The sequence below is a fragment of the Mycobacteroides sp. H003 genome (assembly GCF_001440135.1).
GTDB classification, from domain to species: Bacteria; Actinomycetota; Actinomycetes; order Mycobacteriales; family Mycobacteriaceae; genus Mycobacterium; species Mycobacterium gwanakae.
Window position 1 is genome coordinate 135,763 of the sequence record NZ_LJYL01000029.1, and the last position, 23,823, is coordinate 159,585.

17 protein-coding genes and 1 pseudogene are annotated in these 23,823 nt (G+C 65.9%); 5 read left to right on the plus strand and 13 right to left on the minus strand.

From position 1 onward, the window contains the following. Positions 1 to 52: 52 nt before the first annotated feature. Both AOT87_RS18590 and AOT87_RS18595 read right to left on the minus strand, forming a co-directional pair. The gene (locus AOT87_RS18590) at positions 53 to 466 is read right to left on the minus strand and encodes a hypothetical protein (RefSeq protein ID WP_046252150.1); all 414 of its coding nucleotides are present in this window, start codon (positions 464 to 466) and stop codon (positions 53 to 55) included. A gap of 39 nt (positions 467 to 505) precedes the next feature. Next, positions 506 to 1,480, minus strand: coding sequence for a cation diffusion facilitator family transporter (locus AOT87_RS18595; protein WP_057967363.1), 975 nt, complete (start codon positions 1,478 to 1,480; stop codon positions 506 to 508). 96 nt (positions 1,481 to 1,576) lie between these two features. Between AOT87_RS18595 and AOT87_RS18600 the strand changes: the two genes are divergently transcribed. Then, positions 1,577 to 1,846: a hypothetical protein gene (locus AOT87_RS18600; RefSeq protein WP_030096102.1), complete on the plus strand. Its 270-nt coding sequence runs from the start codon at positions 1,577 to 1,579 to the stop codon at positions 1,844 to 1,846. A gap of 18 nt (positions 1,847 to 1,864) precedes the next feature. Here AOT87_RS18600 and AOT87_RS18605 read toward each other — a convergent pair whose 3' ends face one another. Further along, the gene (locus tag AOT87_RS18605; protein ID WP_030096101.1) at positions 1,865 to 5,077 is read right to left on the minus strand and encodes an arabinosyltransferase domain-containing protein; all 3,213 of its coding nucleotides are present in this window, start codon (positions 5,075 to 5,077) and stop codon (positions 1,865 to 1,867) included. Beyond that, entirely contained in the window at positions 5,074 to 8,364 is a 3,291-nt protein-coding gene (locus AOT87_RS18610) for an arabinosyltransferase domain-containing protein (protein WP_030096100.1), read from the minus strand. The genes AOT87_RS18605 and AOT87_RS18610 overlap by 4 nt, the downstream gene beginning before the upstream one ends. A gap of 192 nt (positions 8,365 to 8,556) precedes the next feature. On the opposite strand from AOT87_RS18610, the gene AOT87_RS18615 reads away from it, so the two are divergent. Next, a complete protein-coding gene (locus AOT87_RS18615; protein ID WP_057967296.1) occupies positions 8,557 to 9,714 on the plus strand; it encodes an ATP-binding protein in 1,158 nt (385 codons plus the stop codon). A gap of 15 nt (positions 9,715 to 9,729) precedes the next feature. On the opposite strand, the gene AOT87_RS28465 is transcribed toward AOT87_RS18615, so the two are convergent. From AOT87_RS28465 to AOT87_RS18650, 8 genes are all read right to left on the minus strand, one after another. Then, entirely contained in the window at positions 9,730 to 9,891 is a 162-nt protein-coding gene (locus tag AOT87_RS28465; protein ID WP_044104916.1) for a hypothetical protein, read from the minus strand. 128 nt (positions 9,892 to 10,019) lie between these two features. Further along, complete coding sequence (locus AOT87_RS18620; RefSeq protein ID WP_057967295.1) at positions 10,020 to 13,250, minus strand: arabinosyltransferase domain-containing protein; 3,231 nt, start codon at positions 13,248 to 13,250, stop codon at positions 10,020 to 10,022. 19 nt (positions 13,251 to 13,269) lie between these two features. Beyond that, the gene (locus tag AOT87_RS18625; protein WP_057967294.1) at positions 13,270 to 15,159 is read right to left on the minus strand and encodes a galactan 5-O-arabinofuranosyltransferase; all 1,890 of its coding nucleotides are present in this window, start codon (positions 15,157 to 15,159) and stop codon (positions 13,270 to 13,272) included. 7 nt (positions 15,160 to 15,166) lie between these two features. After that, positions 15,167 to 15,946 (minus strand): decaprenylphospho-beta-D-erythro-pentofuranosid-2-ulose 2-reductase, encoded by a 780-nt coding sequence (locus AOT87_RS18630; protein WP_030096096.1) that lies wholly within the window; start codon positions 15,944 to 15,946, stop codon positions 15,167 to 15,169. A gap of 18 nt (positions 15,947 to 15,964) precedes the next feature. Next, entirely contained in the window at positions 15,965 to 17,365 is a 1,401-nt protein-coding gene (locus tag AOT87_RS18635; RefSeq protein ID WP_044104914.1) for an FAD-binding oxidoreductase, read from the minus strand. A 61-nt stretch (positions 17,366 to 17,426) separates the two neighbouring features. Continuing rightward, a complete protein-coding gene (locus AOT87_RS18640; protein ID WP_030096094.1) occupies positions 17,427 to 17,843 on the minus strand; it encodes a GtrA family protein in 417 nt (138 codons plus the stop codon). A 257-nt stretch (positions 17,844 to 18,100) separates the two neighbouring features. After that, on the minus strand, positions 18,101 to 18,925 hold the full coding sequence (locus tag AOT87_RS18645) for an alpha/beta hydrolase (protein WP_057967293.1): 825 nt from the start codon (positions 18,923 to 18,925) through the stop codon (positions 18,101 to 18,103). Between the two features lie 76 nt (positions 18,926 to 19,001). Then, complete coding sequence (locus tag AOT87_RS18650) at positions 19,002 to 20,435, minus strand: PLP-dependent aminotransferase family protein (RefSeq protein WP_057967292.1); 1,434 nt, start codon at positions 20,433 to 20,435, stop codon at positions 19,002 to 19,004. A 49-nt stretch (positions 20,436 to 20,484) separates the two neighbouring features. Between AOT87_RS18650 and AOT87_RS18655 the strand changes: the two genes are divergently transcribed. From AOT87_RS18655 to AOT87_RS18665, 3 genes are all read left to right on the plus strand, one after another. After that, on the plus strand, positions 20,485 to 20,949 hold the full coding sequence (locus AOT87_RS18655; RefSeq protein WP_030096091.1) for a carboxymuconolactone decarboxylase family protein: 465 nt from the start codon (positions 20,485 to 20,487) through the stop codon (positions 20,947 to 20,949). Positions 20,950 to 21,057: 108 nt separating this feature from the next. Then, positions 21,058 to 21,639: a hypothetical protein gene (locus AOT87_RS18660; protein ID WP_044104910.1), complete on the plus strand. Its 582-nt coding sequence runs from the start codon at positions 21,058 to 21,060 to the stop codon at positions 21,637 to 21,639. A gap of 57 nt (positions 21,640 to 21,696) precedes the next feature. Continuing rightward, entirely contained in the window at positions 21,697 to 23,190 is a 1,494-nt protein-coding gene (locus AOT87_RS18665; protein ID WP_057967291.1) for a bifunctional phosphatase PAP2/diacylglycerol kinase family protein, read from the plus strand. Here AOT87_RS18665 and AOT87_RS18670 read toward each other — a convergent pair. Then, positions 23,144 to 23,822, minus strand: a pseudogene (locus tag AOT87_RS18670) (phosphatase PAP2 family protein). The gene AOT87_RS18665 and the pseudogene AOT87_RS18670 overlap by 47 nt on opposite strands. Position 23,823: the final 1 nt, after the last annotated feature.

The following is a 23,823-nucleotide window of genomic DNA, read 5'->3' on the forward strand; positions in this document are numbered from 1 at the left end:
CAGAAGGCCCCCGCACGCGACGCGTGGCGGGGGCCTTCTGCTTGTCGGAGTTTTAGTCGCGCAGCACCAGGGCGCGGCTGCCCGCGTGCGCCCACACCATGGCGGCGGCGATCGATATCAGCATCGTCATCCAGGAAAACCAGGTGACGTCGATGCGCGGACCGGAGATGAAGCTGTCTTGCACGGCCGGCCAGTACGTCGGCATGAGGTGGACATAACCGAGCCCGAGGACGCTGGCGGTGCCCACCACAACGGTGGCCTCAGGGGCGTGCTTGCGGTGGCGCAGGATCATCGTTACCGCAATCGCGATCAGCACTGCGTGCGTGGCCGAGAGGTACGTGAGCGTGGGCGGTGCCGCCGCGATACCGCGGCGCAGGTGGTCGATGAGGTCCAGTGCCCAGCCGATGATGAAAGCAACGGTGGCAGCCCGCAAAAATCTGTCGGCGCGAGTGGTGAGCTCTGTCATCGCGACCTCCGTTGGTCTACTACAAGCGATAGTAGATACCTAACCCTTGCCGGGCAACATGTTTTCGCCCGAGCGGTACGGCTCTCCATGGGGGTCGAGGCAGTGTGTAGAGGCCTCGGTGTCCTCGTGGTCGACCTGCAACGTGGTGTGGTCGATGTCGTACTGCGTATGCAGTAACCCTTCGATGTCGCGCCGTATTCCATGGCAGTCCGCATCGGGGGCCACCAGGATGTGGGCGGATAGTGCGGGCTGACCGGAGGTGATCTGCCAGATGTGCAGATCGTGCACTTCGGCAACGGATGGCAACGCCGCGAGCTGGGTGCCGATGCCTTCGGGATCCATGTTCGCCGGTGCGGCTTCCAGGAAGATGCGGCCCGACTCACGCACCAGACCCCAACCGGCCTTGAGCATGAGCGCGGCGACGACGAGGGCGGCAATGGCATCGGCCCGGGTGAACCCGGTGAGCCACACCACGGCACCGGCGACGGCGGTGGCGATGAAGGCGTACAGGTCGTTGAGGATGTGCTGGAAGGCCCCCTCGACATTGAGGCTGGACCGGTTGGCCTTGCTGATGCACCAGGTGGCTGCCACATTGACGGCGATACCCGCGAGCGCCGTGATGAACACAAGCAGCCCCGACACCTCGGGGGGAGTGATAAGGCGACGGATGCCTTCGTAGATGAAGAAGGCGGCAAGCAGGAACAGGGTGACGCCGTTGGCCTGTGCCGACAGGATTTCGGCGCGTTTGAGTCCGTAGGTGTAGCTGCCGCGAGCCGGGCGGGAGGCGAGTCGAATAGCAATGAGCGCCAACACGATCGATGCCGCGTCGGTCAGCATGTGCCCGGCATCGGAGATCAGCGCCAGCGACTGGGCGATCACACCGATGACGACCTCGATGGCCATGAATCCGCCGATCAGGATCAGGGCTATGGTCAGCCATTTCCGATCGGCGTCGGCACCCACGCCGTGGCTATGCGAGTGCCCGGCTCCGTGCTCGTGTGCGTCGGTGGACATGGCCACTTCCTTTCTCAGATTCATGCAAACATATGCATGCTAGCATGTGTCATGACAAACGTTCAGCCCTTGACCTGTCCCAAGTGTGAGTCGCAGATGCTCTCGACGAAATGGTTTGGTGTCCGCACGTTCCAATGCACGGGCTGCGCCGCCGTGCTGGTGGAGCAGGAGAGTCTGCAGCAGTTCGTGGACGGCGCCGCACGCTTCGGCCCGTCGGCGCACATCGACCAGGCGCCCCCCGCGCAGCCGTATCCACCCGCACCGCAGCCGTATCCGCCCGCGCCACCGCAGCAGGACTACCGCGGCGTCATGGGTGGACTATTCGGTGGAGGAGGCCACGGCTATCGGCGACGGGGCCACCACTAGTGCCCTCCGTGAGGTGGATTAGGGCTTGATCCGGATCTTGTTCGGCTTCCACAGCCCGCTGTGTACCTCGGACCCGTATTCGATCTGGGCGGGTTGTGCGTCGACGAGGGTCTCGAACTTACGCAGTGAGCCCCAATCTCTGCCCCAGTCCTTGGACAGGTAGGTCGGCATCACATGCGCGCGCAGGAGCAGATCGCTGATCCCCAGCAGGCCGCCGTTCTCGCCGTCCTCCCAGGTATCGGTGTCCTTGCGCTTCTGGTCGTAGTCCGGGGTGATGCGGAACTCGGGGATCTCGGTGATCCCGTACTGGTGCAGCATCGGCTGCTGGCAGGGGAAGACGAGTCCCACGGTCCAGTCCATGAGCACCGGTCGCTCACTACCCACGTACTCCTGCAGCGACTTCAGCTCGGGCACCCGCGGCGGGGCGAAGGCCAGCCAATCGCCCGGACTCAGCGAGAGGTCAACGGCCACGATGCGTACGGCGGTGGCGGTATCCGGGATATCCGAACGTGCGAAGCGCAGGTTGCGCCATGACGGCGCGGGGCCAAGATCATAGGGCGTCAGCCGTCCGGCGGGTGCGAAGGTGCCGTCCGGTCCGGCCGTGCCGTACTCCAGCTCCAGTGTCTGCCCGGCGACGGCGCCCTTGACGTTCTTGGCCGCAATCGTTCCGGCAGCTGTCACCACCACCAGCGGGTGGGCGGCGTCACGGGCAGGTAGCTCATACCAGTCGGAGGTCGCCTTCGCCTGCTGTTGCGGGCCGACCCGGTAGGTGCCCACGATCGGCACTCGCGCCGGGTCCAGCCCGTAGGGCAGGCGCACGGTGGAGCCATTGATTCCCGGAGTCTTGTTGCGGTCCTTGGAGTCCCAGTCGTAATCGGTGCCCGGGCGCGAGTCGTTCATCCGGATCGACTCGGCGACGATCTTGTCCGGTACTCCGTCTGGTGTGAATCCGGAGGGATTCGCGCCGCCGAGCGGGCCCAGGGGGCCAGACGGTGCGCCAATGGCCTGCAGCAGACCGGCATTCGCGTCGGATTCGACCAGAACGTCGTCGGCCAGCCCGCACCCGCCGGCCAGTTCACGGATGTTGGCCCAGCCGTTGGAGTACGACGGGTACTGACGAACGACACCGATCGCCAGCTGGCAGATGGACGTCAGCACCATGAACCCGGCCGCCCAGGCCACCGGGGCCGAGGTGATGGACCTGGTCACCCGATTGTCCTCGTGCCGGGGCGAGAAGTGCAGCCATGCCGCGTAGGCCACAGCGAGCGCGAACAGCGCGAAAAATATTGTGCTGACGCTTATTCCGGCGATCTTCGGCATGCTGCTGTTGAAGGGCACGCCGAAACTCGAGACGTACCACCAGCCGGCCGCACTGGCCCAGCTCAGTGCCAGCACGAACAGCACGGTCGCTACGACTGCCATCCTGTTGCGGCTCCAGCGCAGTACCTGGGGCGATACCAGCACCGTGGCCAGCGCCGCCACCGCGGCTCCCAGGGCGGCGAAGAGCCCGAAGTGGTGCACCCACTTCGTCGGCGCGAACATCAGGAAGAAGATGGTGCCGAAGACGACGCCCAGCACGCGCCAAGCGGGTCCCCGGGCGACACCGGGAACCCGCTTGCGGCGCAACAGGATGAACATCGCGATGAACAGGCACGCGGCGATGAGCAGGAACCCGAAGCGGCGCGATACCGAGCCGTCGACGGTCGGCAGGAACATGTAGTAGTACCGCAGGTTGTCCGTGTACCACGCCTGTGCAGGGCCGATTGCGGTGCGAATCCGGGTGGCTTCGACGACTGTCGCCAGGGTCTGGTCGGCGAAAATGACGGCAAGCACCACTGTTCCCGCCGCCAGCATGGGCGACACCAACGGCCAGGTGCCCACCTGCCGGTGCTTCGTCACGATGATGCGCAGAATGGGCCGGCCACCGGCGAGCAGGGCGGCGACGGCGATCAGACCTGTCGGCTGGATCCCCAGGGTGAAGGCCGCGGTGACGATCGCCAGTGCGGCGGGAGTGAGTCGGCGTGAGGTGATGGCGCGTTCGATGAGCACCCAGGTGATCAGCGATCCGACGGCGATCTGGCCCTCGGGGCGCAGGCCGTTGTTGAACGGGAACCACGATGCGAGCAGCACAAAACCGGCTGCCCAGGCCGCGGGCTTGCTGCGGGCGACGGCGGGCCCCAAGCGGGGCAGCACTTCCCGGCTGATCAGCAGCCAGCAGACCAGTGAGGCCATGAGGTCGGGCAGCCGGATCCACAGGCTGATATCGCTGAACTTCGTCATGATGGCCAGCAGGTTGTAGTACCAGCCGAAGGGGTCCTCGGGGCTGCCGAACCAGCGGAAGTAGTTGGCCATGTACCCGGCATGCTCGGCGGTACGCGCGATGCCCATCTGGTAGCCGTCGTCCGAAGATCCCGCGCCGATCACGTACCAGAGCACCAGGCTGCTCATGATGACGGTGTCGGTGAGATCGAAACGGCGCCATCGGGTGGGAATGACCCGCCGCATGCGATGACCGTCGGTCTGGTCGATTCGCCACAGGGCCAGCAGCGCGATGATTGTGGAGACGATCGCGCCGACCATCGCCGCGAGCTTGAGAAGCGTTGGGCTGGAGGAGAACCGGTTGTCGATATGGGCGGTGAGGCTCAGTCCTGCCGGAGCGGGACCGGTGAGCTGGGTGAAGACCCCGACGATCTGCGGGCGCAGATTGGGATCGGGGAATCCCGACTTGAGGTCAGTGCTCTTGTCGGCACCGTCGCCGCGCAGCCCCTCGAAGGTCGCGTACGTGCCCTTGTCCGAAGAGGTGATGACGATCTGCCGGCATTCGGGCGAGGCGACCTTGGCGCGCGGAGCGGTCGCGATGACCACGTTGCGGTCGGTGATGTCGACGCGTTCCTTGGAGACCTTGACGAACAGGCCCTGTAACGCAGCCTCTTTGCCTTCGGGAGGTGCGGTACCCAGGATCACCGCGCCCTCGGCGGGTGCCGAATTGATCACCGCGCACGGCACGGTCACGGTCATGTCCATGGGTGTCTGCGCGATCAGCGGCGCGGTGACGTTGTTCAGCTGTCCCTGCTGCGGCCAGTTGAGGGTCGCGGTGGACACCTCGACCGGCAGTAGAGGGATGGAGACACTCAATACGAACCCGAGCAGGCCGAAAACGGTTGCCGTCCAGCGTGCGATGTTCAGCTTGCGGGCCTCAGGGGAGGGGTCTGTCACGGAATTCTGTGTCATGGCAGGGCTCGAATCGGTCCGTTGCGGGTCCAGCCGTTCACCACGACGGTGCCCTCAGTGAGTTGTGCGTTGGGTGCCAGGTCTGCGGCGATGACGGGCTCGTACTTCTCGATCGAGCCCCAGTCGCGGTACCAGTCATTACGCAGGTAGGCCGGAACCGAGGAGGTTCGCAGCAGCGCGGTGGTGAACATGAACGGTCCGCCGTCCTCGGCCGACATCCACATGTTCGACGACGTCGCGACCTGCTTGTGCTCGGGCATCACCCGGAACTTGGGCAGCTCGGCTACCCCGAGGCGCTCGCTGAATGGCCGCTGGCATGGGAAGTTCTGCGCCACGGCCATATCCAGTAGCACCGGAGTGTCGGAGCCCAACAGATCCTGTGCGGTCTTGAGGGTGGGTACCCGGGGTGGGGTGAATGCCAACCACTGGTCGTTGGACAGGTTCGGGTCGTCGGCGACTATCCGAACCACGTTGGCCCCTGCAGGAGCGGTCTTGGTGGGGAACCGCAGGTTGCGCCAGACCCGCTGCGGCCCAATGTCGATCGGGTAATCCTGGCGAAGCGCGCGGATGCCACCGGGACTGCTCTGGTCGCGGATGCCCCACTCCAGCTTGAGCGACTGGCCGTAGTTGATCTCCGGACTGAAGGTGCCGTCTTGCTGGAACGACCAGATCGCTCCGGCGGCCGAGATCACCACCAGTGGGCGATCCGGGCTGGGCGGGGGAAGCTCGTACCACGAGGACTTCAGATGCGCGGCAATCGAATTCTCACCGTAGCTACCCATCACCGGAGTGCGGGCGGGATCGAGTCCGAACGGCAGCAGTGCGTTGGAGCCATTGATTCCGACGGGCCCGATACCGCCGGTGGTCCCGGCCGCATCGCTGACCTCCATGATCGGCGCGTTGGGTGAGGCATCGGAGTTCACCAGGCCCGGCTTGCCGATGACGGGCAGCGAGGTCATACCGGTCTCCACCGCATCGGGGGTGAAGCCGATGGGATCGGTGCCCCCGAGGGGTCCGTACTTGCCCGCTGGCTGGCCCGGAACGGGTTGCAACAGGCCCTCATTCGCATCGGGTTCGACAAGGACGTCATTGGCCATCGCGCACGGGCTGCCGGCCAGGGCCAGTAGATTGGCCTTGCCGGTGGTGTAGGTATCGCTGCGTGCGTAGACCCCCTTGGCCATGGAGGAGACCTCGAGTATCACCATGATCGCCGCCACGATCATCAGCGGTGTGGAGGCCAGAAGCCGGTTCCTGCGGGTGTTCTCGACCTCGGTGTGCCCGGCGTAGTCCAGGCGGAAGTGCAACCAACCAGCCAGCAGGGCGGTGACGATCGACAGCGCCAGGAAGATCGTGGTGACCGGTTGTCCGGCGATGACCGGTTGCTTGTCGAACCACGGCACGCCGTAATTGCCGACGTAGAACCAGCCGTTAATGCCGGAGGTGGACCACGCCAGGATGAACAGCAGGGCCGTGACGTATAGCGCCAGGTTGCGTCGTGAGTGCAGTCCGACCCGGGCGAACGTGAAGGCCGCGACCGCGCCGAGTGCACCGGCCAGCCCGGCGAAGACGCCGAATTGGATCGCCCATTTGGTGGGGGTGAAGGTGAGTAACAGCAGCCCGATCGCGGTGCTCCCGAGGAGTCGCCACACCGGTCCGCTGGCCAGGCCCGGAAGTACCCCGCGGCGCAGTAGCACCGCGAGTGTGCCGAAGAGGCAGAGCAGCAGGGTGAACACCGCGATGCGGCGTGTCAGCGAGCCGTCGACATTGGATTCGACGGTCAGGAAGTAGTAGCGCAGAAATTCCTGGTACCAGGCGATCGTCGGGCCCACCACATACTTGATGCGGGCGGATTCGGCGACCGTGGCCAGTGTCTGGTCCCGGAAGGTGAAGGCCAGCACGCCTGCGACCGATGCCGCCAGCACGGTGACGGGGGTGAATCGTCCGTACCGGACCCGCCGTACCGAGATCACGCGGGCAATGGCCCGTCCGCCGGCGAGTAGCGGTCCCAGCGCGATGAGGCCCTGCGGAGCGACGGTCGCGGTGAGCAGCGCCGTCACGATAGCCAGAGCGGCGGGGGATAGGCGCCGGGTCGCGATGGAGCGCTCCACCAGGATCCAGGTGACCACGGTGCCGAACACGATGATCGGTTCGGGCCGCAGGCCATTGTTGAAGGGCAGCCAGGCAGCCAGGAAGACCAGTGCCGCGGTCCATACCGCGGTGCGGCTCGCGGCGAGCTGTTCACCGAGGCGGGGCAGCATCTTCTTGCGCAGGATGTACCAGGTGCCGATGCCCGCGAGAGTGGCCGGCACGCGCATCCAGACGCCCACCGTGCTGACTTGCGTAAGCCAGCTCAAAAGGGTTGCGTACCAATCGAATGGAGAGGCCGTGGCGCCAAAGTAGCGGTAGTACTCGGTGACGTATCCGGCCTGATGGGCCACGCGCGCCTCGACCAGGACATTGCCGTCGTCGGAGGTGATGGCGCCGATGACATGCCAAAGAAGAAGTGTGCCAACGACTCCGACATCGGCGACGCCGTTGGTCAGCAGAGCCGCGCGGTCAGGCAGCTTGAACGAGCGCCGGGTGGGTCTACGTGCACCGCGGTCCAGTACGGCCAGTGCTCCGATGGCGATGGCCACCGCGGCAAGGCCGAGAATCAAGGCTGCGAGCTTCAAAGCGGTTGGGCTGGTGATGAACCGGGTGTCGACCACCACGTGGGCTGTCGGCCCGCCCGCCGCGGGCACCTTCAGGTCGGTGAACAGGCCGGTCACCTGAGGCTTTTTCTCGATGGGCAGGGTTCCGTTGGCGCCGGGGAGTCCGGCGAAGTTGGCACCCACACCGCCGGCATTGGCCCAGATGTCCAGCGAGGTGCAACCACCGGATTCCACCGCCTTGCGTGGGGCGACCGTCGCGACGTTATCGCGGAAGGCGACCACCACCAGGTCGGAGGTCGCACGGACGAACAACGCGTGCCGGCTTGCCTCGAGCCCGCCGTCGGGACTGGTCGACAGCACCACACCGCCGCTGGCGGGCAAGGTCGCGATGGCAGCGCAGGGGATGTGCGCCTCGAAGGACAGCGGTGCGCCCGACACCAGCGGTGCCGTGATGCTGGTGATATTCCCGTCGGCCGTGACTCCCTGAGGCCAGGTGATGTCGACGGTGGACTGGCGGACCGGCAGCAGGGGAACGAGCACACACAACAGCACACCGATGGAGGCCGCAGCCAATGAAATCAGACGTGCCCGCTGGGCTGTACCTGCTGTCGCGGACTTTGAAAGCGGCGAAGGCACGAGGGCGATGGTATGTGACGAAGCTTCGGGCGCCTCAATGCAGCGCGCCCGGTTGGCCGGATTGAGACCTCACCAGCTGGATACGTATTGATACCTTGGTAGAAGTATCAAAAAGTATCCACGCTGTCGGACGCATCTGATACTTGTTGATACAAGGCAGCTCAGTATCGATAAGTATCAGGTGGAACACGTATGCAGCCCAGCCCGTACACACCAGGTCAGGTGGCGCGCGACGTGGTCGGGCGCACGGAACAGCTTGCCGAGATCGGTGAGCGGCTGATGTATATGACCGAGCTCGGCCGGCTGATCGGGCGCATCCGCGTCGACACCGGCCCACGTGGGGTGGGAAAGACTTCCCTATTGCGCGAGGTGCAGCGCGATGCGGAGGCGCGTGGCGTGGTGGCGGTGTGGGTCACCGCCGGAGGAGATGAGCCGCTCGCGTCGGCCATCGCGACGCAGATCCGCGTGCGGGGGGCGGCGTGGAAGAAGAAGTCACGCGGCCGCCTGCTTCGCGCCATCGATCAGGTCAACTTTACGGCCGGCGTACCGGGTGTGGCCCAGATCGGTGCCACCGTCAAACCGGCGCAAGGCGGCCAGGCCGAGTCGTCGTTCAAGGAACTGATTGTCGAGACCGTTACGGCCGCCCGCGGGGAGGGACACCGCGGACTGGTGCTGCTGATCGACGAGATCCAGGACGCCGACCGGGCCGGGCTTCGTACGCTGGCCGTGACCTGGCAGGACCTGCAGGCCGAGGCCGCGGCCCTGCCCGCCGGGGTGTTCGCGGCGGGTTTACCGCAGACGCCCGAGATCATCAGTACTGCGGCGACATTCAGTGAACGATTCGCCTATCGCACGCTGCAGCGTCTTGGCGCCGACGCGTCTAGGGTGGCGCTCGTCAAACCGGCCGGGGAAGCGGGAGTCGGGTGGGCGCCGGATGCGCTCGATGCCGTTATCGCGCAGACGAGCGGGTATCCGTACACCCTGCAGCTGTACGCCGACGCCGCATGGGCGCGCGCGGGTTACCCGGATCCAGGGGGTCAGATCCGGATCGCCGACGTGGAGCACGCCGCCCGACAGGTCGCCGACGATATGGATGCGCTGTTTCGCGCGCGCTGGAACAACGCCACACCGGTGCAGCGGCGCTTCCTGTCGGCGATGGCGCAGGCGTTGTCCGATGATCGCTCGGCCAGCAGGGCCGATATCGCGGCCGCCATGGGCCGGGATTCGCGGGCGATCAGCGCCGCCCGCGCCGCACTCATCGATAAGGGCTTGATCGCCGTCGCGGGCCACGGACTTCTCGAGTTCACCATCCCTGGCTTCGCGGGTTTTGTTCGCGCTCAAGAGGGCTGACGCAGCGTCGGCGAATTAATCGTTGTGCGGCGACTTCTCCCGGACCACTCCGGAGCGCTCGCACTTGGGATCGACCTTCACCGGGTGATACGGGCAGGGCTCACTGCCGGCTACGGCAGGGGAGGCCGCCACCAGGGACGTCGTCAAACACACGGCCATCGCGAACTGCCGGACCATCGCAGGAACCTTCCTCGGGGATCTCTTTGGAGACAACCCCATTGAAGTTGGTGGGCCCTGCTACTGGCTTCCGATAAGTTGCCAGTCTCTGTCGGAAATCGGCCAGGTTTCGGCGCTGATGCTGCGCGCTATCGACTCTTACGCAACGGCGCGGGTGTCCAGAGTCCGCTGTGCACAGCGGTTCCGAGCTGCAGCTGTGCCACGGTGGCATTCCGGTAGTACGGCGTAAACCGTTGCAACGCACCCCAGTCGCGGAACCAGTCGTTCTGCAGATAGGTCGGTACCGGAGTGGCCTTCAACAGCAGCTCGGTGATGCCCAGTGGGCCGCCACCGAGGTAGTCCATCACCGGCGAGTTGGCTTCCGCGCCGAAGCGGTCGGGGAGGATGCGCCACTTCGGGATCTCGATGACCCCGTTCTTGTGGTCGAACGGCCGCTGGCAAGGGAAGGCAAGTCCCACAAGCCAATCCAGGAACACCGGATCGGCGCCCACAACGGCCTGCAGTGAACGCAACGACGGCACACGGGGCGGGGTGACCGCGATCCAATGTTGCGGTGCCAAGTCGTCATCGGTGACCAGCAGCCGGATTCGGGTGGCGCTCGTCGGGATGGCATCGCGAGACATCCGTAGGTTTCGCCAAGCCGGGGAGGGGCCCAGGTCGGCAAATGATATGGCGCCCATGACCTTTCCGTCCTCACCGGCGAACTGCGCCTGCAGCTCTACCGGGTCGAACCGGCCCGCGGCCGCCAACACGACCAGCGGCTTGGTGGCGTCCTTGGGGGGCAGCCGGTACCACGCCGACTGCAGCCGGGCGGGACGTTGACTGCCGATCTGATAGCTGCCCATCACGGGGGTGGTCTCGGGCCTGAGGTCGAAGGGCAGGCGTGCCCGTGATCCATTGACACCCGCGACGACGGTGGTGCCGCCCTCGGTGCCTTCCTGGCTGCCGTTGACGTTGTTACCGCTCTTGTCGCGTGCGACGAAGCTGTCCGAGGCCTGGGGGTTGTTCTCCTCGTCGGCCGAGACATCCGAAGGAATCCCGTTGGGGTCGAACATGATGTTGGTATCGGCGGCCAGTGCCTGCCCGATCGGGGCGTCGATCGGTTGCAGCATCCCGGCGTTCGGATCCTCCTCGACCAGCACGTCGTTGGCCAGCCCGCAGCCGTTTCCGCGCAGTGCGTCGAGGTTGGAACGTCCGACCGACCAGGCCGGGTACTGGTTGACCATGCCCGCGGTCAGGGAGAAGACCGACCAGATGACGACGATCCATGTGCCGACGGCCAGAGGAGACTCGGCGATGCGTGCCAGCACCGGATGCACGGGTGTGCGGCCGGGGTGGTCGCGGCCGGTGAAATGCATCCATGCCGCTGTCAGAATGGCGAGCACCGACAGTCCGAAGAAGACGGTGCTGATGCCGAAGTGCCATTGCGGGAAGGAATTCGACCACGGCACGCCGAAGTTGGAGACGTACCACCACCCGTTCACGCTGGAGAACGAGAGGGAGAGGACGAACAGCACGATGGCGGCGTACAGCGTGCGGTTGCGTGGTGAGCGCATCGCTGCGGCGGTCACGGCCACGGCGGCCAGCGCGCCCAGTGATCCCGCCAGGCCCGCGAACACCCCGAAGTGGTGTGTCCACTTGGTGGGAGTGAACATGATCGCGATGAACGAGATCAGCGTGATGCCGATGATTCGCCGGCTGGGGCCGCTTGCGGTGCCGGGGATCTTGTTCTTGCGCAATGTCATCGCCACGGCCACGCCGAGCGCGATGAGCAGGGCCAGCACCGGGAATCGCCGGGAGATCGCGCCGTCTGTGGTGGGCAGGAACAGCCGTTCGTAGCGCACGTGTTCGTCGAACCAGTTCAACGACGGTCCCACGGCCGACTTGAGTGCGTTGGCCTGGATCTCACCGACCAGGGTTTGATCCCGGAAGATGACGATCAATGTGACCAGCCCTGCTGCCAGGATCGGTGCCAGCAGTGCGGCGTAACCGAACCGTTTGGCGCGCTTGCCCACGATGGTTCGTAGCGGTCCTATCGCGACCAGCAACGCACCGATGGAGGCGATGCCCGTTGGTCCGGAGAACAGGGTGAGCGCACCGATGATGCATGCGACCGCGGCGGGAAGGAGCCGGTTGGTGGCGATCGATCGTTCGACCGAGCACCACGTCAACAGGATGCCGACGGCGATGATCGGTTCGGGTCGCAGGCCGTTGTTGAACGGCAGCCAGAACGCCAGGAACATCGCGGCCGCCGTCCATGGCACCACCGGATTGGTGCGCGCGGCGTGGCCCAGTCGCGGGATCACCTCGCGGCTGATGACGGCCCAGCACAGCACGCCCATGATCAGGGTGGGCAGCCGCATCCAGACGCTGGCGGTGCTGATGTGCGCCCAGAGGGTCAGCAGGTCGTAGTACCAGCCGAACGGCGACTCGGGGGTGCCGAACCAGCGGTAGTAGTTGGCCATGTAGCCCGAGTGCTCCGCGACGCGGGCCATGGTGAGGATGTAGCCGTCATCGGAGGTATTGGCGCCCACGAAGTGCCACCACACCAGTACCGCGCCGACCAGCGCGTCGAGCGGTCTGGGCTTCCACCAGCCCTCGGGCATGAAGCGCTTGTGCTTGCGCCCGTCGGCCGTATCGAGAGTGTGCAGCGCGATCAGCGAAATGCCGGTCAGCAAGACGCCCAGGATCATCGCGATGAACTTCATGACGGTGGGGGAGCTGCTGTAGCGGGTGTCGACGGTGGCGGAGAGGTGCAGGCCCGCCGGAGCGGGTCCGGACAGGTCGGTGAACACGCCGACGATCTGGGGCCGGAAGTCGTACCCGCCGCGCTCCCCGGCGCGGGGCTGTCCGGGTTTGGCGTCCTTGGGACCCTGCGTCAGGCCGACGAACTGGCCGGTCACCTTGTCCGAATGCGCGATGACTTGGAGTTGTTGGCAGTTGGGGCCGGTGACCTCGGACAGGGGGGCAGAGACCACCGGCACATTGCGCACGATCACCACGAGGTCGCCGCCGATGCGCTGGATCAGCATGCCGCGGTCCACCGCGTTGGGCGCCTGCTTGGGCACGGTCGAGAGCAGCACGGTGTTGTGGCCCTCGAGCCCCTTGGCCGCCGCGCAGGGCACGGTGATCGTGAGGTCGGTGGGTACGTACCCGATGAGGGGCGCGTCAACACTGGTGAGGGTGCCGTTCTGCGGCCAATTCAGCTCAGCGGTGTCCTGCCGGACCGGCAGCAGCGGAGTGGCAATGGCCAATACTGCGCCAAGAAAACCGGTGACGATCGCGATCAGCCGGGCCCTGCGGTAGTCGCCGTCGCCGTTGCCGGCGACCTTCTCCGTCGCGTTGCCCTGAACCGTCACGGAGGAAGATGTTAGTTGGCTACTTAGAGGGGACCCGCACAACCAGGACGAAGGGCCCTATGGTGCGCACGGTGAACCGCGGGTCGGCGAATAGCTGTTTATTCAGTGTGACGGTGTACCGCTTCACGTTCGGCTGGTTGGGGTAGACGTCCTTGGCGAGCCGCAGGGAGTAGTTGTCACCGGTTTGGCGCATGAGCAGCACGGTCGGTGCCCGCCAGGGCAGCGCGTCCAATGCACGGATCATTTCGTCGGCGGTGTGCAGGTCTTCCCAGCTCTTGATAGCGGCCGCGCGCTTGTCGAACTGGGCCAGCGGATTCGCGTAGTGCGGGGTGAGCCCCTGGAAACCGTAGTAGGGGTAGAACGCCAGGAAGCTGTAGTCGGCGGTGAGCACTACGACCTCATCGCGCGGCTTGCCGGTGATCTCGGTGATCGCCTTGTCGATGGCGCCGTAGTGACTTTCCGGGCCGGGCGGGCGGCGGTCGGCGCGTTGTCCGGTGCCGTCGGTATCGGCATACGCGATGACGATGTCATTGCGTAGCACATTGGGGATGTCCTGGCTGAAAGCCAGCGCGCCGGCCAGGCCGATCACGGCGGCCACGATCGTCGCGGATTTGGCGCGCACCGCGGCCCAAGCGGCGACTTCGATGAAGGCGAACACGCCCGCCGCGGTGAGCAGCACGGTGAGGGTGGGCACGAGCCGGAAGGAGAGCAGGGTGGTCTTGGCGAGGGTGGCCAGCATCGAGAGCAGCGACCACAGATAGACAGACCCCACGCCAATGGCCAGCGCACCGGCCCGCGCCGAGGTTCGTGCCCGCACCACCAGCCAGACCGTTCCGAGCAGACACAGCCCGCCGAGCATGGTGGGCTGCAGCATCGGGAAGGCCAGTTCGGCACCGTCGTTGGGCAAGTAGTGCTGTGCCGATGCCGCCTTTTCCAGAGAGGCCCGGGAGACCGCGATCAGGTAGGGGCCCCAGAACACCAGCGCCACCGCGATGGCGATGCCCGCGATGGCGAGCCAGCGCAGCAGGGGCTCCTTGACGGCGGGCCACCAACCGTCCCGCCGGATGCGGCTGATCGCCAGTACCTTGGCGGCCACGGTGATGGCCAACGCGCCGTACGCGGTGAGCAGTGTGTAGAACAGCGCCGCGAACCCCAGGAATACGCCGACACCGGCCACCGCTGCCCAGCCGCTGCCTGCGGGTGCGCGTAATCCGCTGTAGCCGAGCACAAGTACCGGCGCCAGCAGCACCGTGATGATGGCGCCGTACGGCTCGGCGGACGTGTACGCGAGTGTGACGGCGGCCGTCGCAGTAGTCACGATGAGTGCGTACTCGAAGCGAATCATCTTGTTCCACAAGACGAATGCCGCACATACCGCGATCGCCAGGGAGGTGATGGCCCACGGCTTGTACATCTCCCAGCCTGCGGTGCCGGTGAGCGCCGCCAGGCGCCCGCCGATCCAGAACCAGCCTGCCGGATAGAACGGTGGCATGTCCGGGTAGGTCATATCGTGCAGCGCGGGCGAGTCGGTGAACCGTGTCAGGTACTCGGTGCGGAACTGCTGGTCCACCGAGACCCCGAACAAGTACAGCTTGGTGGCTCCCAGTGGCATCCCCAGCGTCACGACGGTGAACGTCGACAAGAAGAGCAGGGAAAGCATTTTCGCGACGGCCTGGCGTCCGCTGCGCCAGAGAGCCCCGGCAAGCAGCAGTCCGGCGATGGCGCCGAACTGCCCGACCGTGGTCAGGGCGTGCAGCTGGTTTGACGATCCGAAGGCCGGCCACTCCACCCGGGCGATCGCGAGGAGTGCGACGACACTGACCGCCGAGGCCGTGACGGCAGCAAGCGCCAGGTCCTTGGTGGTGTCTAAAACGTGCCGACGTGACGCCTCTGCTGTCTGGGCCGTCATCTCGCGCCTAGACAGGCAGCTTGCGGAAAATGGGGCGAGGAACGTGACGCAGTACCGACATCACAAAGCGCCATTGACCGGGCGCCCAGATTAGCTCCTTGCCCGCGGCGGCCGACGCCACCACCAGCTCGGCGATCTCTTCCTTGTCGACGGTGAACGGTGCCTCCTTGGCGCCGGTGGCCTTCCAGTGTTCGATCGTCGTGGTGGTACGCACTTGGCCCGGGCGTACCACCAGTACGCGAACACCGAACTCGCGCAGGGCTTCTCCGAGACCGAGGTAGAACCCGTCGAGCCCGGCCTTGGTTGAGCCGTAGACGAAGTTGGAGCGGCGCACCCGCTCACCGGCGACCGAGGACATCGCGATGACCTGACCGAAGCCCTGTGCCTTCATCTTCTGGCCGATCAGCACGCCGACGGAGACGGCGGCGGTGTAGTTGACCTGTGCGCTCAGCACCGCCTTGGCCTGGTTCTGCCAGAGTTCCTCGGCATCGCCGAGGACGCCGAAGGCGACGATGGCGACATCCACATCGCCCTGTGCCCAGGCGGATTCGATCAGAGCGGGGTGGCTCGCGGTATCGACGGCATCGAAGTCCAGGTACTCGACGGACTTGGCTCCGGCAGCCTCGATCTGTGCGATGGCGGCCGCGCGCTTGGGCGCGTTGGGCAGGTCGGCCAGGATGACGCGCGCGTGCGCGTTCTTGAGGTAGCGCTCGACGATGGCCAGGCCGATCTCCGAGGTGCCGCCGAGTAGCAGGATGGTCTGGGGGTTACCCGTTGCGTCAATCATTGTGGGGCGGAAGCCTTTCTAGAGCAGCTCGAGGCGGCGGGCCATATCGGAGGCGAACACGCCGTGGGGGTCGGCCTTGCGCCGGGTGGCGATCCACTCGTCGACGCGCGGGTACATCTTGTGGAACTTCTCGGCACTCACCCGGGAATCCTTGGCGGTGTAGACCCGGCCGCCGAACTCCATGGCACGGGTGTCGAGCTCGTTGAGGAACTCGTTGACGCCGGGCTTGTTGGGGAAGTCCATCGCGACGTTCCAGCCCTTCATGGGGAAGCTCAGTGGCGCTTTGTTTCCCGGGCCGAACAGCTTGAAGACGTTGAGTGCCGAGTACTGGCCCTGGGTCTGGATCCACCGGATGATGCCCTTGAACTCATCGAGCGCATCGGGCGGAACCAGGAACTGATGTTGCGCGAAACCTGCTGGGCCGTAGGCATATTGCCATCCGGTGGTGATGTCGAGCATGTGGTAGAACTGCGTCAGATTGACGATTTTGCCCTGGTAGTTGCCGCTCATCCGGTAGAACGCCTCGCCGATCGCCATGAGTGACGGCTTGATCATGAAGTTGACCGGGAAGAGGTCGGGGAAGCCGGGCAGTTGCGGCGCACTGAATTTCAGCGGATCCTTGGCCAGCTTCGGGGGCAGCTGATCCAGCTTCGCGAGACTGCCGCGGCTGACGGCCGCCCGGCCCAGCTTCGGTGCCGGATTGATCAGGTCGAACCACGCACTGGAATAGGTGTACTGGTCTTCGCTGCCGTCCTGGTGCACCGCGATGGTCTCGTCCAGGTCCCGGGTGGCGACGCCGTCGGCGATGAAGTAGGCGGTTTCGGTGCGCGTCATGGCGATGCGTGCGCGAACAACGATGCCCGTCAACCCGTTTCCGCCGACGGTGGCCCAGAACAGCTCGCTGTCGGGTCCGTCGGGGGTGATGGTGCGCACCTCGCCATCGGCCATCAGCAGGTCCAGAGACACCACGTGGTTTCCGAAGCTTCCGGCGCTGTGATGGTTCTTGCCGTGGATGTCCGAGCCGATGGCACCGCCCACGGTGACCTGGCGGGTACCGGGCAGCACCGGCACCCACAGGCCGAAGGGCAGCGCGGCCTTCATCAACTGATCCAGGCTCACACCCGCATCGACATCCGCGATGGCGGTCTCGGCGCTGATCGAGTGCACCCTGTTCAGCGGAGTCATGTCGACGACGATTCCGCCACCGTTGCACGCGTGATCACCGTAGGAGCGGCCCAGGCCGCGCGCGACGATGCCACGACGCAGGTGCGCGGGGCTGGCGGCGCTGGCATCGGCGACCTGGCGTACCGCCTCGGCGATCACATCGACATCGGGAGTGGAGAGCACGTGCGCGACGGTGGGCGCGGTGCGACCGAACCCGGTCAGTGCGCGCTGGGTCAGCGGGAGGTCTGTAGACATATCAGTCAAAAAGCGTACTTGAGCCGATCGGAGGGCAGGAGCGAAGCGACCGGCGGACGACTCAGCGCAGCCGGAAAATCACGGCGCGCTGGACGATGAAGTTGATGACAGTCGCGGTGCCCTGAGCGATGACAAAGGCCACGAGCACCGCGGTGGGCGTGTAGTTCAGCAGCCCCAGGAACAGATGGTTGAGGCCCACCTGGACGAAGAAGGTCGTCAGGTACAGCGCCCACACCGCGATCAGCCGGGCGGTGCTGGGCGGCGCCTGGAACGTCCAACGCCGGTTGATCAGGTAGGCCGTGGTGGTGCCGGCGATGAAGCCGATGGCCTTGGCGAGGTCGGGCTGCACCCCGGCGACCTTGTAGAGCAGCACATAGAGCCCGAAGTCGACGACGGCCGAAAGCCCACCGGTGATGACGAAACGGGTCGCTTGAGTGGTCAGCGACAGCGGAGCCTGCTCGGCTGGGACACCTGACACGGGCCAGAGCCTATGCCAGGTGCCTGGCCACAGCGCCAATCAACGGGCCCCGCGCACGACTTTCCGCGCGCGGGTAGGGTCCCAAAGGGTTCTCTAACAAGATTGCTGGAACATCGATGCGTGAGGGGCAACCATGACGACTCCAGAGCACGGAAGGCACGAGCGGGCCGAAGGCGAAGGACTTGATCCGCTGATCGACCTGTCGCGCGATCCCAACCCGGGAGTCCCCGACCACGCCAAAGACGACGAGTAAGCACTCACACTCGTTGCGGGACGAACGCCTCGATCTCCTTCACCATGAGCTCGGGCTGGTCCTCACTGACGAAGGTGTAGCTGTCCGGCACCTCGACGAGTCGTGCGTCGGGCAGTAGCTGCACCCATCGTTGCGCATGCGCGAACGGGAAGAATGGCAGCTTGCGCGGCCAGAGCAGCAGCACCGGCTTGTCGAAGGTGCGCAGTGTCTCGGCCGCGGCCAGCGTGTCGTGGTAGTCGATACCGCGCAGGAACGCCCGCACATCGCGCCGCACGGCCTTGTTCTGTAGCACGGGCCGGACCCACTCGCCGAGCACATCCTCGGGGATGGAGTGCTTGGCAAGGGTGTTACCGAGAGCGCGTTGCGCGATCTTGAGCCGGAACGGGCGCAACACGAAATCGGTACCGGGAATGCGTGCCCAGTACTGGAAGACGCGAATCGACATCGGCAGGAAGTTGTCGAAAGAGTCGCAGGGGGTCAGCACCACCCGCCCGATCCGGTCGCAGCCGTCCGCGAGGAGCAGCTGTGTGATGGCGCCGCCGGTATCGGTCGCGACGATGGTGACGTTGTCGAGGCCGAGGGACCCGATCAGTTCCCGGATCAGCCCCGCCACCGAGCGTGGGGTGAGGTTCGCGCTCGCGTTCATCGGAGTCGCGTGCGCGCCCAAGGGGAGATCCGGTGCGATGCATCGGAACCGTTGGCTCAGCGGTTCGGTGACCTTGCGCCACATGGTGCTGGTGACGAACAGTCCGTGTACGAAGACGATCGCGGGACCGTCACCGTCATCGCGGTAGTGGATGGGGCCGGCGGAAGACTCGAAGATGGGCATGCCTCAACCATGGCGTTGACCTGCTGCCATGACGAGGCACGGCACTGCCAGCCGGTGCCACTCGGATGCCTGCGCGCTAGAGGCCCGCGGCCGCCAGCACACCGCAGAGCGCGTCGACGGCGGGTGTGAAACCGTGATCGGCAGGTGTGCCGAAGCTGACGACCACCCCGTCCGGATCGGGGATATGCGGACCGGCCTGGGGGTGCCGCAGCCGCGACAGCCCGGCCAGCGCCACCCCCGCCTCTCCTGCTCGATACAGCACGTCGGGTTCTGCCCCGTCGGGCAGCGTCAGCAGCAGATGCAGTCCGGCCGAGAGTCCACGGACCCCGACGTCGTACTCGGAGAGTCGTGCGACGAGTTGGTCGCGCCGGCGCCGGTATCGGCCGCGCATCCGCCGGATGTGCCGGTCGTAGTGGCCACCCGCGATGAAGTCCGCCATGGTCAGTTGCGAGATGGCGTCGACGTACCACTGCCCGCCCCCGGCTGCCGCCACCGCGGCGTCCACCAGGTCCGGCGGCAGCACCATCCAGCCCAGGCGCAGCACCGGGGCCAGGCTCTTGCTCGCCGAGCCGAGGTAGACGACGCGATCGGGGTCGAGGCTTTGCAGCGCGCCGACGGGCTGCCGGTCGTACCGGAACTCGCCGTCGTAGTCGTCTTCCAGGACGTAGGAGTCGGTGCGGCGCGCCCAGTCCACCACTGCGGTGCGACGAGCCGGGTGCAGCGGCAGCCCGTGCGGAAAATGGTGGGCGGGGGTGATCATGGCGGCGCGCACGGCGAGGGTGTCAAGGTCGCTGACCACGGCGCCCTCCTCGTCGAATCCGATCGGGATGCTGGAGCCGCCCGTGGCTTCGATGCAGTCGCGAAAGATGAAGAGCCCGTAAGCTTCCAGAGCGATCGGCTGGGTCAGTCCATACATGCGGGTGAGGATCTCCACGGCATGACGGGTGCCCGCGCAGATGACGACCGAATCCGGTGAGGTTCGCACGCCCCGCACCCGGCCCACGTATTCGGCGACGGCAGAGCGCAATTCGGGACGTCCGCGTGGGTCGCCCGCGCGCAGGGCCTCGTGGGGCGCGTTGCTCAGCGCCCGGCGCACGGAGGTGACCCAGTCGGTGCGGGGGAAGGCGGTGACGTCTCCGGAGCCGGGCATGAGGTTATGGGGCGGCGGAGAGCCCGCTCCTCGTGACCGCGGAGCCAACTGGTTCTGGACCCGATTGACCACCCGGGTACCCGAGCCCTGCCGCGATTCGAGCCAGCCTTCGGCGACAAGCTCCGCGTAGGCCTCGGCGACGGTGTTGCGCGCCAGTCCGAGATCGACTGCCAGGGTGCGGGAGGGCGGCAGCATCGCACCCACCGTCAGACGCCCGGACCGGACTGCCTCGCGGAGTGCGGTGATCAACACATCGCGGACGCCGCGGGTACCGGGGGTGATGGCGTGACGCAGGTCCAGATGCAGATCGTGGCTGAGGGGACGCGGTTCCGGTATTCCCGAATTGGCCCACGAACTCATGGTCAGATTGAACCATGAGTATGGGCCTTTCTGCTCCTACCGTTAAGGCATGACAAGCACCCTGAATGCCCCAAGAATCCGCATGGACAAGGTCTCGCCCGAGGTTTACGAGGCCATGATGGCGTTGAGCATCGCCTCGGCCAAGGACGTCGAGCCCAGCCTTGCCGAGCTGATCAAGATCCGCGCCTCTCAGCTCAACCACTGTGCGTTCTGTCTCGATATGCACACCCACGATGCCCGCAAGCAGGGAGAGACCGAGCAGCGCATCTACCTGCTGAATGCCTGGGCCGAGGCAGGCGACATCTACACCGAACGGGAGAAGGCCGCACTGGCCCTCACTGAGGAAGCCACTGTCCTTTCCGCTGGTGAGCACGTGTCCGATGCGACCTACGCGCGAGCAGCGGCGGTGTTCACCGAGCGGGAGCTGGGGCAGATCATCGGGATGATCCTGACGATCAACGCCTGGAATCGCATCGCTGTCACTACCCGCAACGCACCTCCGAAGCGTGGCTAGATTTGCCACATTCTTCGCCGTCGGCGTGACAGAAGCGTGATCGTTTCGTAATCTGACCGGGTGATCTCGGCGAGATGGCGTGCGAATAACGGTGGGAAGAGGCCCGTGATGCCGCTCTCTCGCGTCGCAGGCCTCGGCCTGTCACTCGTTGCCGGTGCTGCCGTGATGGGGGTAGTGAGCGAAGTTGGGAAGCCGGACGTCCAGCTTTCACTCAAGCCGGAAGAGAAGGCGATCGTCCTGATTGCCGACCTGCCGCGTGCGCAGCGGGACCGGCGCTATGTCTCGGCCGAGGCGCTGGCCCTGGAGGCCAGGGCCAGGGCCATCAAGCCATGCTCGACGGTGTTGGCAGGTGCACAACCGGCGGTGGCGCAAGCGGGCAACTTCTTGAAGACGATGTTCGGCATCAGTGACATCGGCGGTGCCAGCGGGCGTGGCGGCGGCGGTGACCACGGCCGCGGTCTGGCCCTGGACTTCATGACGAGCTCCAACACCACCGGTACGGCGCTTGCGAACTTCGTGCTTGCCAACCGTGATCGGTTGGGGGTGACATACGTGATCTGGCAGCAGCGGTACAACGACGGCAATGGCTGGTCGATGATGGAGAACCGCGGCAGTCCGACCGCCAATCACATGGATCACGTACACGTCTCGTTCCGCGCCGGCGCGAAACCGCCCGCGATCAGCTGCTGATATCAGCCACCCGCGATAGACAGCGCCGAGGGCCCGTGCGCAGATATGTTGAATTCCATGGGTTTCTTGCCATCTCGTAATTCCCTGCGCGGTCTGCGGCAGATTGGTGACGGTCTCGGCACACTCGACCGAGAAGTGTTCGAAGCAATTGCGGAGTCACCGAGTCCGCTGCTGGACACCGTCATGCCCCGGCTCACGCGCGCGGCCGACCATTCCAAACTGTGGATCGGGATCGGCGCCGGGCTGGCCATGTTCGGCAAGCCGGCCATGCAGCGCGGCGCCACGCGTGGCCTGTTGACACTGGCGGTGACGAGTGCGGTTACCAACCAGGTGGCCAAGCGGCTGCGGCGGCGCGCTCGTCCCAACCACCTCTCGGTGCCGCTGATGCGGCGCAGCAGGCGCATCCCCACGTCGTCGTCGCTGCCCTCGGGCCATTCGGCGAGCGCGGCGGCCTTCGCGGTGGGCGTTGGCCTCGAGAGTCCGCCGGTGGGCTTTGGGCTCTCGCTCCTTGCCGGATTGGTGGGTCTGTCGCGCGTGGCCACCGGTGTCCACTATCCCGGAGATGTGTTCGCCGGATTCGGGATCGGTGCGGGGATAGCGGTGTTGGGCGCACGGGTGGTGCCGCCCATCGCGCCGGCGACGGTGCGTGCGGCAGATCCGCTGCGGGTGGTGACTGCCGCACGGCCCGAGGGCGAGGGCGTGGTCTTGGTGGTCAACCCGGCCTCCGGTGACGGAACCGGGCAGCGGATCCTGGATCAGGTGCGGAAAGCCTTGCCGCGCGCTGAGATCGTCGAACTCGAGAAAGACGATGATGTGATCGAGGTGATGCGCAGCGCGGCGGGCCGGGCCGAGGTGCTCGCGGTGGGCGGCGGTGACGGCACGGTGGCGTGCGCGGCCGGTGTTGCGGCTCAGACCGATACACCGCTGGCGGTTTTCCCCGGTGGCACGTTCAACCACTTCGCCAAGGACATCGGCTGTGACAGTGTGGCCAAGACGGTCGATGCCATCCGCAGGGGCAGCGCCAGCCGCGTCGATCTGGTCTACCTGAACGAAGACCAGGTGGTGATCAACACCGCCAGCATCGGTTCCTATCCGAAGTACGTACAGATCCGGGAGAAGCTCGAACGCCGGATTGGCAAGCCGCTGGCGAGTGTGTACGCGATGCTGCACATGCTGCGGCGCGATCATCCGGTACGTATCCGGTTCGATAACAAGACCATTCAGACATCACTGTTCTTCCTGGGCAATTCGGTCTACTTGCCGGCGGGTTTCGCCCCCTCGCTGCGAAGCCGTCTGGATGACGGGTTGATCGACGTGCGCATCCTGGAGACCGGCCGCAGGTTCAGCAGCGTGCGAATCCTCTGCGCGCTGGCATTCGGCCGCTTGCAGCGCAGCCCGCTCTATCACGAGCTGCAGGTGCCGGAGTTCACGTTCACCGCGGTGGATGGTCCGACGGTGATTGCGCATGACGGTGAGGCCGGCGACAAATACCCGGAGGCGCGCTTCAAGGTTCGCTACCGGGCGCTGGCGGTGCTCCGCCCGCTGCCGTGAGGCCAGGGCGGCAGCACCAACAGGCAGGCAATGAAGTACGCGTATCCCAACGCCCACCCTGCCAGCACGTCGGAGGGGTTGTGGACGTTGAGCAGAACTCGGCTGACGCCGATCGCCAGAATCAGCACACCACCGAGCACCACGAGCCAGGGGCGCAGCGCGGCAACCGCTTTCGGCAGGAAGACGGTGAGCAACGCCAGCACGCCGACCATGACGCCCAGGGCATGTCCAGACGGGAACGAGGATCCGTACGCATCGACCAACCTGGTCGCCGGGCGCGGGCGGCCCGCGAGCAGTTTCGCCAACTCGGTCACCAGCGCGCTGAGTTCCACGGTGATCAGCAGGAACATCGCCGGGCGTCGCTGACGCTGCACCAGCAGCACGACGATGACGACGGCCACCGCGATGCGGAATGCGCCCGGACCCAAGGCAGTGGCGAACATGTCCCAGGCCGTGACCCAGCCGGGGTGCGCGATTCCGTAGTCATGCGCGGGCGCCAGCGCCGCGACGTCCAGTCGAGACAGCCAATCCCACTGCTGGGCATAGCCGATCCAGAGCAGTGCGAAGACGATGAAGGCAGCGCCGGCGGAGACCAGCAGCCATCGGTGTTCGCGGGCGCTTATTTCTGGCATG

What these genes read in the sequence shown, in the direction of transcription:
- AOT87_RS18635 (WP_044104914.1), bottom strand. Translation starts at nt 17,365, where the DNA reads ATGTCTACAGACCTCCCGCTGACCCAGCGCGCACTGACCGGGTTCGGT.
- AOT87_RS18595 (WP_057967363.1), bottom strand. Translation starts at nt 1,480, where the DNA reads ATGTCCACCGACGCACACGAGCACGGAGCCGGGCACTCGCATAGCCAC.
- AOT87_RS18625 (WP_057967294.1), bottom strand. Translation starts at nt 15,159, where the DNA reads ATGACGGCCCAGACAGCAGAGGCGTCACGTCGGCACGTTTTAGACACC.
- AOT87_RS18590 (WP_046252150.1), bottom strand. Translation starts at nt 466, where the DNA reads ATGACAGAGCTCACCACTCGCGCCGACAGATTTTTGCGGGCTGCCACC.
- AOT87_RS18645 (WP_057967293.1), bottom strand. Translation starts at nt 18,925, where the DNA reads ATGCCCATCTTCGAGTCTTCCGCCGGCCCCATCCACTACCGCGATGAC.
- AOT87_RS18655 (WP_030096091.1), top strand. Translation starts at nt 20,485, where the DNA reads ATGACAAGCACCCTGAATGCCCCAAGAATCCGCATGGACAAGGTCTCG.
- AOT87_RS18605 (WP_030096101.1), bottom strand. Translation starts at nt 5,077, where the DNA reads ATGACACAGAATTCCGTGACAGACCCCTCCCCTGAGGCCCGCAAGCTG.
- AOT87_RS28465 (WP_044104916.1), bottom strand. Translation starts at nt 9,891, where the DNA reads ATGGTCCGGCAGTTCGCGATGGCCGTGTGTTTGACGACGTCCCTGGTG.
- AOT87_RS18600 (WP_030096102.1), top strand. Translation starts at nt 1,577, where the DNA reads ATGCTCTCGACGAAATGGTTTGGTGTCCGCACGTTCCAATGCACGGGC.
- AOT87_RS18660 (WP_044104910.1), top strand. Translation starts at nt 21,058, where the DNA reads ATGCCGCTCTCTCGCGTCGCAGGCCTCGGCCTGTCACTCGTTGCCGGT.
- AOT87_RS18650 (WP_057967292.1), bottom strand. Translation starts at nt 20,435, where the DNA reads ATGAGTTCGTGGGCCAATTCGGGAATACCGGAACCGCGTCCCCTCAGC.
- AOT87_RS18630 (WP_030096096.1), bottom strand. Translation starts at nt 15,946, where the DNA reads ATGATTGACGCAACGGGTAACCCCCAGACCATCCTGCTACTCGGCGGC.
- AOT87_RS18665 (WP_057967291.1), top strand. Translation starts at nt 21,697, where the DNA reads ATGGGTTTCTTGCCATCTCGTAATTCCCTGCGCGGTCTGCGGCAGATT.
- AOT87_RS18615 (WP_057967296.1), top strand. Translation starts at nt 8,557, where the DNA reads ATGCAGCCCAGCCCGTACACACCAGGTCAGGTGGCGCGCGACGTGGTC.